Below are 15,558 nucleotides of genomic sequence, written 5' to 3'. Positions count from 1 at the left end.
TTTGTACTTCACGAACCGAGTCCTAAGGAAGGGTGCGATCCGCTTCTGGCTTGGGCTGACGCCACCCTGAGAGCACCTGGCCGCTCCACTCACTTCATCTGGACAACAACCTTGCCTCTCGCTCGCCCCTGCGCCAGATACGCGAGCGCCTCCTTAGCGTCTTCGAACGAGAATACCTTATCGATGACCGGCTTGATTGAGCCGGCGCTGATAATATCAGCGATTTCTTGAAGTTGAGCACCATCGGGGCGAACAAACAAAAACGAATAACTTACCCCGTGCCTTTTGGCAAGGCTTTTGATCTTCCTGCTCATTAGAGAAAAGACTACTTTGAAGATAAAATTCATCCCACGCTTTTCAGCGAATGCCTTGTCTAACGGGCCGATAAGAGAGACGATTTTACCACCAGATTTAAGAACACTTACAGACCGTTCAACTTCATCGCCTCTGACAGTACCCAGAACCAAATCATAGGAAGTCAAAACATTCTCAAATTTCTGCGCTTTGTAGTCGATTACCTCATCAGCCCCCAAGCTACGTACTAGGTAAGAGTTTGCAGCACTGGTAGTTGTTGCGACTTTAGCGCCGATGTATTTTGCAAGCTGAATAGCGAAAGTACCAATACCACCCGACCCTGCAGGAATGAATATCTTCTGACCGGACTCCAGATTGCCGCGCTCTCTCAGCGCTTGCCATGACGTCAGGCCGACCATAGGGACAGAAGCTGCTTGAACATAGCTCAGGCTCTCTGGCTTATGAGCAGCTGCAAACTCCGGCACAGCTACAAATTCAGCAAGGGTGCCCACGCCGAGGTCGAATACGCTGGCAAACACTTGGTCGCCAACCTTGAATTTCGTGACGGCACTGCCCACACCTACAACGACACCCGCAACGTCGCTGCCCATGGTGCCGGGCATCTCAAACTTCAGAACTTCCTTGAAAATCCCAGTAGGAATCATGTTATCAACAGGATTTAGCCCTACCGCATAAACATCAACCAGAAGCTCGTCCGGCTTTACCGAAGGCTTAGCGACTTCCATAAATCCGATATCAGGAGATTTTCCGTAGCGCTTAAAAGTCAAAGCTCTCATATCAATAAAACTCCAATTACTATTTGATATTTGTCATCGAGCCGAAAAACGCCTTCTAAGTCGCTCTACGGTCTGGACATAAACATAAAACAAGAATTACCAGCTTTCTTTGAACGGCCTGAGGTCGAGTTCTTGAGTCCAGGCGGATCGTGGCTGGCGATGCAACGTCCAGTAGTTCTCAGCAATCGCCTCGTATCCCAACAGCCCTTCTTCCCCGATGCTCTCCACCCTGGCCGGGGCGGCATTTCGCAGTCGGTCACCCAGGATGCCGCCATCGATCACGACGTGAGCAACATGAATGCCCTTAGGCCCATACTCGCGTGCCATGCTCTGGGAAATCATTCGCAATCCCGCCTTGGCGGCGGCAAAGTGGGCAAAGCCAGGCTTGCCCCTCAAGCTTCCAGAAGCACCGGTAAAAATTACGGTGCCTCGGCCCAGAGGAACCAGCCGCCTGGCTGCTTCTCTGCCAACGAGGAAGCCCGAGTAGCAGCCTACTCGCCAAAAGTCCTCGAACTGGCTGGCCGTGAGCTGAGTGAAATCGATCAGGGCGTTATTGCCCGCATTGAACACCACGACGTCGGCAGGGGCTCGGCCCGCGCCTGGAGACATCGCAAGATCAAACGCCGCGATGACTTGCTCTTCGACGGTGACATCAGTCTGCAACGCTTCAGCGCTCCCTCTGCCGGAACTCCGAATGCCTGCAACGACTTCCTCGATCTTTTCCAAGGTTCGGCCTGTGACAATGACGTGATACCCCTCTTGGGCAAAACGCTTACAGACCGCTCCACCGACACCTCGGGTAGTGCCAACACCGAACACGATTGCAGTAGGCTGACTCATTTGTCCGACTCCTGTCAGCGGTTGTCTTAGTCACGAAGAAATGCCAGAGCTTTCGCAGAAAAGTCAGCATGGTTCTGGAAGATTCCGCCGTGACCAGCATCCTCGTAGATAACCAGCGTAGAGCCAGAAATGCGCTCTGCCATATCGCTGCTAAGTGCGGACGGAACCATGATGTCTTGGTCGCCGTTGGCGATAAGCACCGGAATATCCAGGCTAGACAAGTCCTGTGGAGCTTGCTGCCCCCAAGCCTGAATGGCTTGAAGCTGGCGACCGAAGACGTCCTGAGTGACAGGAACATCGCGGTCGCTCTGGCGTTCAAGCATGGCATTCAGAAAAGCACTAGCAGCCTGCTGGCTCGCCTCGCTCGACGTGAAGAAGAGATAGGTCTTCGGATCAATTCCTTCGGACATCGCTTTCTGGATCAGCGGCATGGAAACCACGGCGACTTGGTCAATGTCCTTGCCCCCGGCAGGGCCGGTGCCGGTCAGGATCAGTTTCCGTATCAGACCAGGCTGGGTGATCGCGATCTCCTGGGCAACGAAGCCACCCAACGAGAAGCCGAAGAGGTCGGCCTTGTCGAAACCCAGGGCCTTAATAAATGCCACGGAATCGCGGGCCATTTCTGCGACGGTGAGCGGCGCAACACCACCAGACAAACCAATGCCGCGATAGTCCGTAGCGATCACATGGTGATGCTTAGCCAGCTCGTCGACGATGCGTGGATCGAAGTTGTCGAGAACGGCTCCCCAATGATTTAGGAGGATGAGGGGAACGCCACCTTTGCGCCCGAGCTCACGGTAAGCGAAGGCAACACCATCAATCTCGAGGGTCTGGTTGGGTGCGGCGATGTACTGGGTCATATCAATGATCTCGAATTGAAGATGGACGCGCTGGGCTTAAGCGTTTTCCAATGCGGGATAATCGATGTAACCCGCTGCACCGCCGCCGTAGAGTGTCGCGGGGTCGAAGCTTGCCAACGCAGCACCGGAGTTCAATCGCTCGACCAAGTCAGGGTTTGCGATAAAGGGCCGACCAATCGCAAACAGATCTGCTTGCCCTGCTGCCAATTGAGAGGAAGCCAGCTCCACGTCATAGCCGTTGTTGACCATCACTGTGTTGGTGAATCGCTTGCGTAGGCTGGCGTAATCGAACGGAGCAATATCACGTGGGCCACCCGCTACGCCTTCAATAACGTGGAGGTACACAAGGCCAAGCTCATTGAGCTTGTCGACTAAGTAGTCGTACTGTTCTTGAGCGTTGGTGCTGGAAACATCATTGAACGGGGAGACAGGCGAAATGCGGATGCCCGTCCGCTCAGCTCCAATTTCTGATGCCACCGCCAGGGCAATTTCCAGAACGAGCCGTGCCCGGTTGGCGACCGAACCACCATAAGCGTCGGTACGTTTGTTCGCGCTATCTTTCAGGAACTGATCCAGCAGGTAGCCGTTGGCTGCATGGATCTCGACCCCATCGAAGCCGGCCTTGATGGCGTTAGCTGCAGACTTTCGGAAGTCTTCGACAATGCCTGGGAGTTCTTCGATACGAAGCGCACGAGGCTCGGAGACATCCACGAGTTCGTTGTTCACGGAGACCTTGGTAGCAGCTCGAATTGCAGAAGGTGCTACAGGCGGTTGACCGTCCTGGTAAACGACGTGTGATACCCGGCCAACGTGCCAGATCTGAAGGAAGATACGACCACCCTCAGCATGGACGGCATCGGTCACTTCGCGCCAAGCGTTCACCTGTTCTTGGGTGAAGATGCCGGGCGTGTTCTGGTAGCCCTGAGCTTGCTTTGAAACTTGGGTAGCTTCAGTAATCAACAACCCTGCAGAAGCGCGCTGGCTGTAGTAGGTAGCGGCGAACTGGCTCGGCAGCAGGCCCTCCTCCGCTCGGTTGCGCGTCAGCGGCGCCATCACGATACGGTTGGAAAGGGTGATTGCCCCAAGGGTGTAGGGCTCAAATACGGATTTCTCAGTCATTCTCAACATTCCGATACTACAAATTAGGTTTCAAACACACGGCTGTTGAAGACGCTTACGCGCCCCCAGCAGCCCAGGTGGGAGTGGCCTTACTCTTCCAAGAATTGGAGAGCGTGTTTCAGGAAGCGCTCGGGGTACTGGAAATGAGCGGCGTGACCGGAGTCCGGATAGATCAGCAGCTGGGCATTCGGGATGTTCTGCACCAGGCTCCACGAATTGATCGAAGGGATCATGACGTCGTCGACGCCATTGACTACCAAGGTGGGCTGCTTGAGCTCGTTGAGGTAAGAGAAGCGGTTCTCGCCCTGTGCCGATTGGACATAGGCTGCAAAAGCAGCGCCTTGAGCCATGGCGACATCAATCGAGCTAGGGGTGTCTTGATCGGCGCGCTGGTTGCGGCGCTCCCAGAACGCCAGGCCCGCCTTCTTGGCTGCTTCCGAACGACCGAAGAAGAGGAACAGGAAGTTTTCGATGGTCGGAACGGGGTTCGAAGCGGCTTCCCTCACACCCTCAGCCATGGTTGGATCACCACCGCGCAGACCGGTGCCGAGCAGCAAAAGCTTGCGTACCAACTCTGGGTGACGAAGAGCCACCTCCTGAACCTGCAGACCACCTATGGAGAAGCCCAGCAGGTCGACCTTGCTCAGCCCCAGGGCCTTAATGGCTGCTGCAATGTCATCCGCCATTTGCTCAATGGTCGTGGCCGGAGTACCCGACGACGACGCTACACCCCTACCGTTCAGCAGGATCACTTCTCGTCCCGCAGCCAGACCATCAGTGATGATCGGATCCCAGTGATCGAGCCCGCCACGGAAGTGGGCGATGAAGACCAGGGGAACACCAGAAGGATTGCCCCAGCGACGGTAGGTGAAGGTGTCGCCGCCTACTTCTACTGTGCGGGTCGGAACGGTGAGATGGGTATAGCTCATGATGTTTTGCTCTCTCAGTGGAAGCCATGAGCTAATGATGATGATCATCATCATTTCAGTCAACAACTTTGATTATGAACGTCATCAATGTATGATATTGGTTGGCTTGATAGCGAAGAGAGCAGAGAGATGAAGGTCACTAAGGCCCAGGCACAAGCTAACCGGGCCCATATCGTGGAAACGTCCTCCACGATATTCCGTGAGCGCGGCTACGACGGCGTAGGTGTTGCAGACCTCATGGGAGCTGCCGGCTTCACTCACGGCGGGTTTTACAAGCACTTCAAATCCAAGGCGGATTTGATAGGTGAATCCGCGATTTGCGGAATCAACATGACGGTCGAGCAAATGCAGGGCATCGAGCTCGCCGACATCGTCAAGTTCTACCTGTCCCGCGAGCACCGCGATGAGAGAGGGAAAGGTTGCACGCTAGCAGCACTGGGCGGAGACGCAGCTCGACAGTCTGTTGAGATCAAAGCAGCTTACGAGGCTGGGATTGAAAAGTTGCTGGAGGTTTTACAGGGCAAGGATGACGGGCCGAAAGCAAGCCGTGCGGAAATCATCGATACCTTCGCACACGCCCTCGGCGCCTTGATCCTGTCTCGCGCTTGTCCGGACGACTCACCACTTGCTGATGAAGTGCTCAGCGTGTGCCGTGAGCAGATCCTGGACAAATTGACGCCCTGAGGCAGGGCATCCATTTCCCACGAGCGTCACTGCTCGAGCATGAGTCCTTTCCATTTGAAAGGTGGGTGTCCTCGTATGGAGATCAGGCCGCCCGCGCCTGCGGCGTCCTCGGCCACGTCCCTGGGGGTAACCTTCTCCCCGGCCTCAACACATGACTGACCAGCAGGCAGTTCAGTCGAATCGGGGGCATCTACACATTCGGCAGTCCCAGGTACAGGCCTTTGCATCGAGCGTCCTTAGAGTCAGAAACCACAAGCACAATGATTATGGTCGTCATCATTAAAGTCAACACTTTGATGTCAACCATAATCATTGGATGCGTAGCAGTTGTTCCTGATGAGGTGGCTGGCATGGCCAGACCGCTCGAGCCGAATGCGACCTAGCTGAATTCCAGGCGAAAAAAAAACCGCCAACTCGGGCGGTTCACAAGCTACTACTCGGGGTCTCCGGCTCTCCACGACGAGATTTAGGGATTCTCCGATCAAGTCAGCACAGGCCATCTGACCTGTGCTGAAATAGCCCTCCGTCCAACTGCCTTCTACAAGCCCGCCATCCCATGAGCCAGATGAGCTTTTCCGATTTCGAGTACGCCGGTAAGCGCAAGCAAACCCGTCGCGAGCGTTTCCTGGCCGAGATGGAACAGGTGGTTCCGTGGAGCGGATTGGTGGCGTTGATCGAGCCTCACTACCCAAAGGCTGGCGGTGGCCGCAAGCCGTATCCACTGGAAACCATGCTGCGCATTCACCTGCTGCAAAACTGGTTCTCGTTGAGCGATCCAGCCATGGAAGAGGCACTGTACGAGATTACTTCGATGCGCCAGTTTGCTCGGCTGACGCTCAGCGCTCCGATTCCCGAAGACACGACCATCATGAATTTCCGGCACCTGCTGGAGAAGCATCAGTTGGCGGCGGGCATTCTGGAAACCATCAACAATTACCTGCGAGACAAGGGCCTGTCGTTGCGCCAGGGCACCATCGTCGACGCCACCATCATCCACGCACCCAGTTCGACCAAGAACAAGGAAGGTAAACGCGATCCCGAGATGCATCAGACGAAGAAAGGTAATCAGTATTTCTTTGGCATGAAGGCGCATATCGGTGCCGATGCTGAGTCGGGCCTAGTGCACCACGTCCACGGTACAGCGGCGAATGTGGCCGATGTAACGGAGGTCGGTCACCTGTTGCATGGCGATGAAAATGTTATCTGTGCCGACGCGGGTTATACCGGCGTGGAGAAGCGGCCGGAGCATGAAGGAAGGCCGGTAATCTGGCAGATTGCGGCTCGTCGTAGCACCTATAAACACTTGAGCAAACGAAGCGTGCTCTACAAAGCCAGACGCAAGATCGAGAAGGTCAAAGCGCAGACGCGAGCGAAGGTCGAACATCCATTCCGTGTGATCAAGCGCCAATTCGGCTATGTGAAAACCCGCTTCCGTGGCTTGGCCAAGAACACGGCGCAACTGACCACGCTGTTTGCCCTGTCGAATCTGTGGATGGTACGCCGGCAATTATTGCCTGGAGCGGGAGAGGTGCGCCCGTGAGGGCAGAAAACCAAGGCTGTGCCTTGGTTATCCAATAATTAGCGGCTGAAAATCGGGCTTTTCGGCATCTCCAAGCCGTCCATTTCGGGCTGATGGGCAGCTTGTTCGGAGTTTCCTTAGGTTGTCGTTAAAGAGGTCTTTTCCTCAGAGAGGTTTTGTCGCCGGACACTTAGGCTGCGGATCGCAGCCATTCCGCTAAAGGTGCGGAGATTACTGACGCCACGACTCCACGGTCTCGGCGCCATGCTCGGCTTTCCAAGTCTTGAGGATGGCATGGTTGCCGCCCTTGGTCTGGATCACTTCGCCGTTGTGCGGATTCTTGTAGGTCTTCACTTCACGTGGCTTACGAGTCGCTTTCTCCTGAGAAACTGGAGCAGCAGCACGACCGCGAGCTTGAGGGTCAAGAATGCTGATCACCTCGCGAAGGCTGAAACCGTACTCACCAAGCAGGGCACGGAGTTTGTTTTCAAACTCCATTTCAGCCTGGATAGCACCGTCATTTTTCATGGCTTCCAATTCTGCGAGCTGCTGAGCAAGCTGGAGTTCAAGGCGGCGGAATTCTGCAAGACGAGACATAGGGAGGTGTTCCTTGGAGAGCTATGATCGGGCCAGATTACCGAAATTGCCGAAGAATGTCTTAACCATCTCAGATCAAGCTTGCCCAAAAAATCTTTGACGAGGTGAAGCGACTCGACCTCTAAGACAATTGCTGTAACGCATTTCCTGGAATGTAACAACGCCAATGTTACATTCCCAAAACTACGTTACAAGCCCTATAAACAAGGGGTTTGACACCAAACGGCAAGCGGAGCGCGCAGGCCACGGATGGCTGAAGGCGTGAGGATGGAAGCCCGCAGGGCAAGGCCACACGAATGTGGGGCCTGGTTCACGACAGCCGTCCGCGAATGCGGCACGTCCTGAAGTCAGCGGTGCAGCTTGCTGAAACGCTCTACTAAAAGGGCGGGTGCAATCGACTTCCACGTATCGAGAACTGAGGTTTTGTGAAATAGGTAAATACCGCAACCCACAAAGAATCCCCCTGTCAGCAGTCCTACGACTGAGGCGCCCGAGTTGATAAAAGACCACTGCAGCGACATCGAGCGGCTGCCCATCAAAAAATCTGCTCCGAAGACCAGGGCAATCCAACTCAAAACAAATGCCACAGCAGCCCAGATCGCAGCAATTACCCAGAAATGCAGCTGCACTTTATAACGCATGCTCGGCACGCGCAGGAGCCTTCCGCTGGCAGTCTTGGCTGCAAGAACAATTGCGGTATTTTTGACCTTATTTTTTGAGTTCTGCACGAGAGCATAGAACTCAACATGAGACCCTTTTTCCAGATCTTCATAGATCTGAATCGGAACTTTGACATTGGAAATTAATATCCCATCAACTTTCATGATGACCTGCACGAAACCCGTGAGATGCTCGAAAACTCGAATATCCTCTAGGCAGCCAGCAAATTTCAGGTATTCAAACTTTATAAACACTTACAGCTCCTTGCTCGGGCCCAAATTTCAGGCAGGGGGAGGCCTTGGGCACACCTTGGCGTGCTCAGGCTCGATCTAAATCAGTGCAGTTGAGTATTGGGGAAGCGGTCGCCCACCAAGCGGCAAAAATCCCTCAGGCTACGGCGCCCACCATCACGGCGAAAAGTAGCCACGACGTACTTCGAGTTCATGGTCGTGATCACCCAAAACTTGCCTTCCTTCTTGATACTCACGATGTCGGATGTCTGGATCAAGTGCCCATCGGCGAATCGACCATGAGGCCCTTGCCGGACGTGCCCAAAGCCGACGCCAACGGCGCTCAGTCGATGAATGTGGACATTCACCAGAAACGCGGTGATCTCGTCGTCGTACCCTTGGCCTACAGCTCGAGCGATACGCAACAGGTCGAAGTCCGAGTAGCGCTTCACGTGATAGTCCACCTTCACCGTGTTGTCCTTCGCCATGCCTACGCCCTCCTAGGCTGAGCTGCAGCACTGGCCTGAGCCATACCGCGTCGATACAGCTCTTTGACGTCGTTCAGGGAGTCGGCACCGAGCCCAGGCTCATGCGTATCGACGTACACAGCACCACCCTCTACTTCCAGAATACAGACGGCCACACCAGCCTGGTTGTGTCCCATCGAAAGCGACGTGAGCTTCTCCATCTTCCAACTGCCATCCTTGTTCATCCAGGATGGGGTGACGGCTTGGACTTCCTGCACAACCAGGCTCTCGTCCTGCGCTACCAGCAGCTCTACGAGGCGCATCTCATCGTTGAGCATCTCCTCGTAGGCAACGAACCGATCCTCATGCCGGCGCTTGAGGCTGACGTGATACCAGTGAGTGGCCAAAGATCGGGTGACTGCATGGAAATGAGCCAGACCGTCTCCAAACATGCCTACCGGGCCAGCTTGGTCTTGTGTGCTAATGCGGAACATCGTGAATCTCATCAGGGCAAGCCCGCCAGGCGGAACCTGCGATTAACATAGAGCGAAAATTGCCTTCAGCGTCGCAGTGATCTCGCGTCCTTGCCCCATGAGCACGTAAACCGTGTTACGCGTTTCAAACATGCATACGCCGTCGAACGTCTTGCACAACGTCGAACGCACCCACCCTCCTGGCGGAAATCGACCCTGCTCGTCATAGATGACGCAGTGGGCGTACATGAAGATCGGCTCAAGGCCTAAAGATCGCACCCTGGCCAACGACTCAGGTGGCTCGTCCACATGGAAGAGGATCCAGTCCTCAACCAGGCAGTAGGCCTTCCTGGGAAACCGCTCAGCGACCATCGCCTCGATCTCTGCCCTCGGCAGCAACGTGCCAGCAGACGAGACCTCACCTTCCGGGAGCTCTTCACGCTCCGGAGAATTACCCATCAATTGAGGCTCCTCAGGGCTGCCCAAAAATATCCACAGATGCCCACGCACGGGCGCTCTGCCCCCTGGGCCAGAGGCCTAATTCCCATTTCCATGACTATATACATTTGAATGGGAACGATCAAACCCGGCATACCGTCTCCTTTTAGGGGAGGGCTGCCTGGATGTCCTTGCGGAAGGCATACGCAGCAACGTTGCAGTGGCTTAGAATTCGGAGGGGGCTATCGCAGTCCGACCTTCAAAAACAGGCTGATCAGGCTCACATCAGCCGCCTGGAGGCATCGACGACCTCGGCCACGGTCGACCTCACCTCCGAACTGGCAGATGCCCTAGGCGTCACGCCGCTGTCGTTCTTTACGCTGCTCGCCGCAGCGAATGAAGGTAAAACGCCGCGCACGGCCTTGATCGAGACCCTCGCCGAGTTGCAGATCCAGGGTCTCCTGGATGAGAAGCTGCCCGCCGAGCCGCAGAAGCTCCCTCCCCCACGCCAGGCAGCTGCGGCAGAGAAGATCAGGGCGATACGAGAGTTGAAGGAAGCCGGCCTCAGTCAGGCCGAGGTCTGCAAGAAGCTGGGCTTGCCGAGTAGCACGGTTGGGCGCATGTGGCATGCTAGGGATAGTCATTAGGCGGTACTGCTCAGCGAACCCTTCTAGGACGCAGACAGACACCCAACATCAGGGCTGCTCAGTTTTGGTCAGGGAAAATGCATGAATAAGGCGTTGAAAGATCTGGCTCTCGCCAGCGAAAAGCTGCGCATCGAACGTGCACGCGTTTGGGATGGCCTCAAGGCTTTCGAAAAAATCCTTATCGAGCAGGCCGGTGAACTCGGCTTCGCCGCCCATAGTGACAGGATCATCTTGGAAGAATTCCTTGATCAGGAAGATGAGCCGGTAGGGCACATCGAGGGCAAGCTGCACTTCAACGGTAAGCGCCTGGTTTTATACACGAATTACGTGCCTGAGATTTACGAAAAAGGCTCTGACAAGCACTTCCTGGGAGACATCTCTACAGAATGGCTCAAGCGTATCAGTGCCCCAGAGATCCTTCACTCCATCGCGGCCAACCTAGCCAGCTACATGCAGAGTGACCTTGAAGATACGAAGAGGGTTGCAGAAGGACTCTCAAGGTATCTTAGCGAACAGAAAGCCAGAACTGACGATGACATCCAGTCCGATCTGACTGATGACCTCGCGTTATTGGATCTATGGACGCAGTGCCATAACACTGTCAGAACAAAGCCAGAAAATTCAATTGGACATGGCGCCGTACTGCTCGAGTCTACATTCAAACGGTGCCTTACAAAACTTGGGCACACGGGACACGAAGACTTTTCGATGGCCGACTCAATCGGCGCTTTGAATAAAATATTTTATGAGAAAGACCTCATCAAATCTTATTCAGGACAATTACTCGCAGGCGCCGTCAAAATGTGCAGTTCTATCGGCACCACACGAAATAAGGTTGCGGGTGTTCACGGGAAAGTCGAAGGCTACGTGGCGCCCTCCGAGGATCTGGCCCAACTCATGAGTCACCTAAGCGGCGCCGTTTCCGTCTTCGTGCGCAAGCAGGTAGAGCTTGCTCTGGAGTCACAAGAAAACAGAACAGGCGTGCCTGGCCTAGCCGACCCCAACTGAACTGTGTTGGTCATGACTTGCGAACGAAGTGCTTCAGCCGCTCCCGCGATTCGATGACCTGCTCACGAATTTCCTCGGGATCAATAGCCATGCCACCCTCCGGCGTCACCCTGAGCGTCTTCAGGCTATTCACCGCCTCGATGAACTCACGCTCACGCTGTTTCTCCCACTCAGAGCGGCGGTCGGGAAACAGCCACGTAACAAGGCGATTGAGGTTGATCATGTGGTGCTCCGGTGTCACGGATGATAGTTAACGCACCTCAACAGGCTATCACCCAAGCTCCCAAGCCGAAACTGTGGGCACCTCTATCCCTCTGCCCTCTCACGACACAAAGCTGATCATTTGACTTACTCCCTCACTAGAGGCGAATCTGGAAGCGATCAGAAGCATCCAAGGAAATGGTGGTCATGAAGTCGAACCGAACTGAGCTCGCCTTTATTGCACGCGGCATAAACAGTGACTTGGCAAAACAGCTCCGTCTTCAGGGCCTGCGCCTGAAGTCGCTCAAGCTGATGAGCGCAGAGGAACTGAAGCGTGTCGGACTCAGCGAGGCCAATATTTCCTCACTCCAGGAAGGTGCACGCCCTGCCATTCCCAAGCCTGATTTGATCAAGGTTCTCTTCGCCAACCGTTGGCTGTGCTGCGTCTGTCGCGATCCCGAGATGCCCATTGTGGTTCACCACATTCGCCCCTGGGCGCAGAGTCGAGATCATTCCCCGAGCAATCTCGCAGTGCTGTGCAGTTATCACCACGGCGAGGCTCACACCACGCGCGACCTCAATACGTCGCTGTCAGGTGATCGCCTCACAGACCTTAAGGCAATGTGGGAGAACGAGGTTCAGCAAATGGATCGTCACGCCTTGCACAAGGCAACGCAAAGCCAGGGGTGCCACTGGTGGTACTTCAACCACTTGAGACTCTATGAACTGGCAACAGAAGGCGGAGTAACGTTTTCCCGACTTCCAGGTTTTACCAAAACCCTTGAAGCGGGCTCCTGCAACAAGGATGGTAAGCCCATTAGGAAAGCGAATGGTGAACTGTTACACGAGAGTGCCGGGGCTCAGTATCTTTACCTATACATGCTCCAAATGCTCAACTGTGTCCTTGATGGGAGCGTTGTGCGAAATATCTCGGACGATCTCGATCGCGGCAATCTATCGGCCTGGATCGTCGAAAATGACCTGATTTTTGTTCAGGGACGTCACAGCTTCAGCAACCTTGGCATACCAACCCTCAGCAGCGATCCAGTGCGGGGAAAGCGCTCAGTGAATAATGTCGAAATTAGCTTCACCTTCGACCGTAACGAAGGTACCTCCGTATCTGCACGATCTGAGTGGCTGAGCGGCACGCTGGATGTGGCCAGCTTGATTCAGGTGAAGCGCATCGAGCGGGCCAATCAAAAGATCATCATCACAGGCACTGTTTTGGCCATCAGGAACTCCCATCCTGACATCAAAAAGCGTGGCTACCATGCCAACCTCTACAAATCAGGTCTCGCGGGAGTCATCTGGAACGATGATGAGGAAACTGATGAGGTCTCCGATGATCCCACTCAGCCGGATGTGTTCACGTAACCCTGAGCTAACAATCCAACACTGAATTATGAATGCGTCCGGCCAAGTCACTTTCCGAACTTCAGCCTGTAATTGAGACCGTTAATGGCGACCTCCCATTCGAACGCACCTTAGACGGAGCGTTGGTTCATTCTAGCCGATAGAGCTTCCGCGCTTTCTTAATCCAGAAATAGGCTCATGTCCCTGAGTCAATCCTTGTGCTGAGCAGAGTCCTCCCCTTGAGAAGGCCTGGCGGCTCGCTAATCAGACACTCGAGCAGCATCACCAGCCTGCGTAATAAGTTACGAGCAATCCCCACTCCCTTATCGCATTTCCATCTGCTCGCAAAACCTCAAGTGCTTCGGCTGCAGAAATCTTGGTCGGACAGCCACCTATTAGGTAGAAGTCATCCTTTCCTGGAGAATATAGGTGAAGCAGCGTAAGTACCATCACACGCTGTAAATCGGTCATTTTTCTGTACGCACGTCGCATCGCTTTTAACCCCTCAGGGTCAGGCTCTGACCGATCATGATCGAAGCCGCAAGGGCGCATGCTGTAATGACTACCCTGTTGGATCCCCCACGGCCTACCTCGAGTGAAGCAGGCATCCAGTTCGTATTTCTTAACGATATGCCAAGCGACCTCACCAAACTTTGTCCCTCGTTCCTCGGGTGACCAGCCTATCGGTGGAGGTACCTGGCAAATCTTCGCTAAGGCCGCACCTTCAATACCGTCCATGCAACTGACTTTTTCAACCAGGTCAATCAATGTGTATCCGGGAAAGCGACCGGCTGCAAACATCGGGTTGATGGCGGCGTATGCTGCTAGAGCAACCGGCTGCTGAGAGTGATGCACATGGCCGTGACTCGCGACGCCCATGTCTGTGAACGCCCAGATCCCCGAAGACACTTCATGGACACCCAGTCGGTGTAGCAATGCCGTCGCTTTTTCCGATGGGTCATCGAAGATTTCCATCTTGGGGATGCTCCTGATAGGGGTAAGAGACGCTGACCTGCCTTCCCCATACTAGGCTACCAGCCAAGATACTTACGCTCAGTTCCTGCTCGGTCTTAGAATTTGGGGCCAACGCCTGTCCCAGCGGTAACGCTGAAAATGCAGGTCGATAGTGTCTGAGCCGGTTACTCGCCCAACCTGTTGACATTGGCGTTGATGCCATCGCTGAAGGCGACATTGGACACGGTTGCGCCAGGTGCAGGCATTCTTGAGCGACCTGGGCCTTAAACGGTTTCGGAAGGTGCCTTGGCCGGACGCTTACCGAATTGTGAGACAGCACGGCACTCCGCCTATCTCAATTATTGCATGGGGCACAATCAGCCAAAGGTTGAAGGTGAAATCACCAGCATTTATTGGCACTTTTGTTAAAGGGCACGCGCCGCGTGCTTGATGGATAACACGTAGAGCGCTTGAAGATGGATCTGGATCAAATACGACAAAACGCCCGGCATGCTGCTGCCGCAGATATTTTTGCGACGATGGCGTCAGAGGAAAAAAGCCAACAGCTACTCGCTCGCCTTGGTGCTCAGACCGATGCGCAGATCGACTTTTCTGCCCGATATGAAGGTATTCCTACGGAGCAGCTCGAAACCTACCGTGCCTTGGTTAGGGGTCAAGACAACCCTTTCTTGGAGGAACTGGGTAAAGTAGATGGCTTGCTGCAAGCGGGCGACATCATCCTATGCACTGGCGAAACCATTGGTGCAAAGGTGATCACCAAGGGCCAAAAGCTTCTTAACGATAATGCCCGTTCCAGCCACGTTGCCCTGATCCACGCGGATTTCGTCTGCGTGGACGCGATGCCGGGAGACGGTGTTACCAACCGACTGGTCTCTGAAGTCCTGACCAAGGTGAAGCCGGACTGGCGGGTCATTCGGTGTAAGAAACTCACCCAGGAGCACACTGACGCTGTCTATCGGGCCTGCGCGTACTACCTGGCACAGCCCTACAAAATTCTGCCCTCAAAAAAGCCGATGAAAACGGCTGCCTACTGCTCCGAGCTCGCACGCAAAGTCTTCTTGCACACGGGCATCACTGGGATCGGAATCCCAAACGACAGCGTACTTACCCCTGGGCGATTCGATGACCTCGTTGATAAACACCCTGAATGGGAGGATGTCACTGAGCAGGTGAGGCCAGCTATCGACTTCTGCATGAAGTACCCCGAGCTGATGAGAGTGTCTGCCCGGCTTATGATCGAAGGCCTAAAATTAAACCGAAAGCGCTTTGAGGAAAGAAAAGAACAGGTTCAGCAGATCCAGCTCTTAGCAAGCAGAAAGAAAATTCCTAAGGAAAAAGCTAAAGAGATGATCAAGGCAATTCGAGAAATCGAAAATGATATGAATCACAAGTTCTGGGATCACTCTAAGTAATCACTTTCAGGGCCAGTTTGTCACCCTACATGATCACATGACTCATGACATGCAA

Annotated in this window: 18 protein-coding genes; 6 read left to right on the top strand and 12 right to left on the bottom strand. The window is 54.4% G+C overall.

Annotated elements, in window-relative coordinates; translation table 11 throughout:
- Positions 1-89: 89 nt before the first annotated feature.
- From AC3RCM_RS07595 to AC3RCM_RS07575, 5 genes are all read right to left on the bottom strand, one after another.
- Entirely contained in the window at positions 90-1,091 is a 1,002-nt protein-coding gene (locus AC3RCM_RS07595) for an NADP-dependent oxidoreductase (RefSeq protein ID WP_343598557.1), read from the bottom strand.
- A 96-nt stretch (positions 1,092-1,187) separates the two neighbouring features.
- Positions 1,188-1,931: an SDR family NAD(P)-dependent oxidoreductase gene (locus tag AC3RCM_RS07590; RefSeq protein WP_492629466.1), complete on the bottom strand. Its 744-nt coding sequence runs from the start codon at positions 1,929-1,931 to the stop codon at positions 1,188-1,190.
- Positions 1,932-1,957: 26 nt separating this feature from the next.
- On the bottom strand, positions 1,958-2,791 hold the full coding sequence (locus AC3RCM_RS07585) for an alpha/beta fold hydrolase (RefSeq protein ID WP_492629465.1): 834 nt from the start codon (positions 2,789-2,791) through the stop codon (positions 1,958-1,960).
- Between the two features lie 36 nt (positions 2,792-2,827).
- Positions 2,828-3,910 carry an alkene reductase gene (locus tag AC3RCM_RS07580; RefSeq protein ID WP_343598560.1) on the bottom strand — a complete coding sequence of 361 codons (1,083 nt, stop codon included), beginning with the start codon at positions 3,908-3,910 and terminating at the stop codon, positions 2,828-2,830.
- A gap of 89 nt (positions 3,911-3,999) precedes the next feature.
- A complete protein-coding gene (locus AC3RCM_RS07575; RefSeq protein ID WP_492629464.1) occupies positions 4,000-4,887 on the bottom strand; it encodes an alpha/beta fold hydrolase in 888 nt (295 codons plus the stop codon).
- Between the two features lie 81 nt (positions 4,888-4,968).
- Here AC3RCM_RS07575 and AC3RCM_RS07570 point away from each other — a divergent pair, with 81 nt between their 5' ends.
- Positions 4,969-5,523 carry a TetR/AcrR family transcriptional regulator gene (locus tag AC3RCM_RS07570; protein ID WP_343598588.1) on the top strand — a complete coding sequence of 185 codons (555 nt, stop codon included), beginning with the start codon at positions 4,969-4,971 and terminating at the stop codon, positions 5,521-5,523.
- Positions 5,524-6,079: 556 nt separating this feature from the next.
- The gene (locus AC3RCM_RS07565) at positions 6,080-7,063 is read left to right on the top strand and encodes an IS5 family transposase (protein ID WP_492629463.1); all 984 of its coding nucleotides are present in this window, start codon (positions 6,080-6,082) and stop codon (positions 7,061-7,063) included.
- A 210-nt stretch (positions 7,064-7,273) separates the two neighbouring features.
- Here the strand turns inward: AC3RCM_RS07565 and AC3RCM_RS07560 are convergent, their stop codons facing one another.
- The 5 genes from AC3RCM_RS07560 to AC3RCM_RS07540 all read right to left on the bottom strand — a co-directional run bounded on the left by AC3RCM_RS07560 (position 7,274) and on the right by AC3RCM_RS07540 (position 9,928).
- A complete protein-coding gene (locus tag AC3RCM_RS07560; RefSeq protein WP_343598562.1) occupies positions 7,274-7,639 on the bottom strand; it encodes a histone-like nucleoid-structuring protein, MvaT/MvaU family in 366 nt (121 codons plus the stop codon).
- 347 nt (positions 7,640-7,986) lie between these two features.
- On the bottom strand, positions 7,987-8,553 hold the full coding sequence (locus AC3RCM_RS07555; RefSeq protein WP_492629462.1) for a hypothetical protein: 567 nt from the start codon (positions 8,551-8,553) through the stop codon (positions 7,987-7,989).
- Positions 8,554-8,633: 80 nt separating this feature from the next.
- A complete protein-coding gene (locus AC3RCM_RS07550) occupies positions 8,634-9,017 on the bottom strand; it encodes a hypothetical protein (RefSeq protein ID WP_492629461.1) in 384 nt (127 codons plus the stop codon).
- Positions 9,018-9,019: 2 nt separating this feature from the next.
- The gene (locus AC3RCM_RS07545) at positions 9,020-9,490 is read right to left on the bottom strand and encodes a hypothetical protein (protein ID WP_367069823.1); all 471 of its coding nucleotides are present in this window, start codon (positions 9,488-9,490) and stop codon (positions 9,020-9,022) included.
- 42 nt (positions 9,491-9,532) lie between these two features.
- Positions 9,533-9,928 (bottom strand): DUF6957 family protein, encoded by a 396-nt coding sequence (locus AC3RCM_RS07540; RefSeq protein WP_023128603.1) that lies wholly within the window; start codon positions 9,926-9,928, stop codon positions 9,533-9,535.
- Positions 9,929-10,092: 164 nt separating this feature from the next.
- Here AC3RCM_RS07540 and AC3RCM_RS07535 point away from each other — a divergent pair, with 164 nt between their 5' ends.
- Positions 10,093-10,554: a helix-turn-helix transcriptional regulator gene (locus AC3RCM_RS07535; protein ID WP_410952731.1), complete on the top strand. Its 462-nt coding sequence runs from the start codon at positions 10,093-10,095 to the stop codon at positions 10,552-10,554.
- Between the two features lie 81 nt (positions 10,555-10,635).
- The gene (locus AC3RCM_RS07530; protein ID WP_410952730.1) at positions 10,636-11,562 is read left to right on the top strand and encodes an abortive infection family protein; all 927 of its coding nucleotides are present in this window, start codon (positions 10,636-10,638) and stop codon (positions 11,560-11,562) included.
- A gap of 10 nt (positions 11,563-11,572) precedes the next feature.
- On the opposite strand, the gene AC3RCM_RS07525 is transcribed toward AC3RCM_RS07530, so the two are convergent.
- Positions 11,573-11,785 (bottom strand): hypothetical protein, encoded by a 213-nt coding sequence (locus AC3RCM_RS07525; protein WP_410952729.1) that lies wholly within the window; start codon positions 11,783-11,785, stop codon positions 11,573-11,575.
- A 185-nt stretch (positions 11,786-11,970) separates the two neighbouring features.
- Here AC3RCM_RS07525 and AC3RCM_RS07520 point away from each other — a divergent pair, with 185 nt between their 5' ends.
- On the top strand, positions 11,971-13,137 hold the full coding sequence (locus AC3RCM_RS07520; protein WP_410952728.1) for an HNH endonuclease: 1,167 nt from the start codon (positions 11,971-11,973) through the stop codon (positions 13,135-13,137).
- Between the two features lie 261 nt (positions 13,138-13,398).
- Here the strand turns inward: AC3RCM_RS07520 and AC3RCM_RS07515 are convergent, their stop codons facing one another.
- Complete coding sequence (locus tag AC3RCM_RS07515) at positions 13,399-14,091, bottom strand: hypothetical protein (protein WP_492629460.1); 693 nt, start codon at positions 14,089-14,091, stop codon at positions 13,399-13,401.
- A 455-nt stretch (positions 14,092-14,546) separates the two neighbouring features.
- On the opposite strand from AC3RCM_RS07515, the gene AC3RCM_RS07510 reads away from it, so the two are divergent.
- Positions 14,547-15,503, top strand: coding sequence for a hypothetical protein (locus tag AC3RCM_RS07510; protein WP_492629459.1), 957 nt, complete (start codon positions 14,547-14,549; stop codon positions 15,501-15,503).
- Positions 15,504-15,558 lie beyond the last annotated feature (55 nt).

This window comes from Pseudomonas sp. GW823-FHT05G12 (assembly GCF_058795575.1).
Note: the sequence above shows the minus strand (reverse complement) of the source record. Positions and strands in the feature narration are given on the sequence as shown.

Coding starts and splice junctions, on each gene's coding strand:
- AC3RCM_RS07565 (WP_492629463.1), top strand. CDS start 6,080: ATGAGCCAGATGAGCTTTTCCGATTTCGAGTACGCCGGTAAGCGCAAG.
- AC3RCM_RS07585 (WP_492629465.1), bottom strand. CDS start 2,791: ATGACCCAGTACATCGCCGCACCCAACCAGACCCTCGAGATTGATGGT.
- AC3RCM_RS07525 (WP_410952729.1), bottom strand. CDS start 11,785: ATGATCAACCTCAATCGCCTTGTTACGTGGCTGTTTCCCGACCGCCGC.
- AC3RCM_RS07520 (WP_410952728.1), top strand. CDS start 11,971: ATGAAGTCGAACCGAACTGAGCTCGCCTTTATTGCACGCGGCATAAAC.
- AC3RCM_RS07590 (WP_492629466.1), bottom strand. CDS start 1,931: ATGAGTCAGCCTACTGCAATCGTGTTCGGTGTTGGCACTACCCGAGGT.
- AC3RCM_RS07595 (WP_343598557.1), bottom strand. CDS start 1,091: ATGAGAGCTTTGACTTTTAAGCGCTACGGAAAATCTCCTGATATCGGA.
- AC3RCM_RS07550 (WP_492629461.1), bottom strand. CDS start 9,017: ATGGCGAAGGACAACACGGTGAAGGTGGACTATCACGTGAAGCGCTAC.
- AC3RCM_RS07530 (WP_410952730.1), top strand. CDS start 10,636: ATGAATAAGGCGTTGAAAGATCTGGCTCTCGCCAGCGAAAAGCTGCGC.
- AC3RCM_RS07575 (WP_492629464.1), bottom strand. CDS start 4,887: ATGATCATCATCATTAGCTCATGGCTTCCACTGAGAGAGCAAAACATC.
- AC3RCM_RS07580 (WP_343598560.1), bottom strand. CDS start 3,910: ATGACTGAGAAATCCGTATTTGAGCCCTACACCCTTGGGGCAATCACC.
- AC3RCM_RS07515 (WP_492629460.1), bottom strand. CDS start 14,091: ATGGAAATCTTCGATGACCCATCGGAAAAAGCGACGGCATTGCTACAC.
- AC3RCM_RS07545 (WP_367069823.1), bottom strand. CDS start 9,490: ATGTTCCGCATTAGCACACAAGACCAAGCTGGCCCGGTAGGCATGTTT.
- AC3RCM_RS07560 (WP_343598562.1), bottom strand. CDS start 7,639: ATGTCTCGTCTTGCAGAATTCCGCCGCCTTGAACTCCAGCTTGCTCAG.
- AC3RCM_RS07570 (WP_343598588.1), top strand. CDS start 4,969: ATGAAGGTCACTAAGGCCCAGGCACAAGCTAACCGGGCCCATATCGTG.
- AC3RCM_RS07535 (WP_410952731.1), top strand. CDS start 10,093: ATGTCCTTGCGGAAGGCATACGCAGCAACGTTGCAGTGGCTTAGAATT.
- AC3RCM_RS07510 (WP_492629459.1), top strand. CDS start 14,547: ATGGATCTGGATCAAATACGACAAAACGCCCGGCATGCTGCTGCCGCA.
- AC3RCM_RS07540 (WP_023128603.1), bottom strand. CDS start 9,928: ATGGGTAATTCTCCGGAGCGTGAAGAGCTCCCGGAAGGTGAGGTCTCG.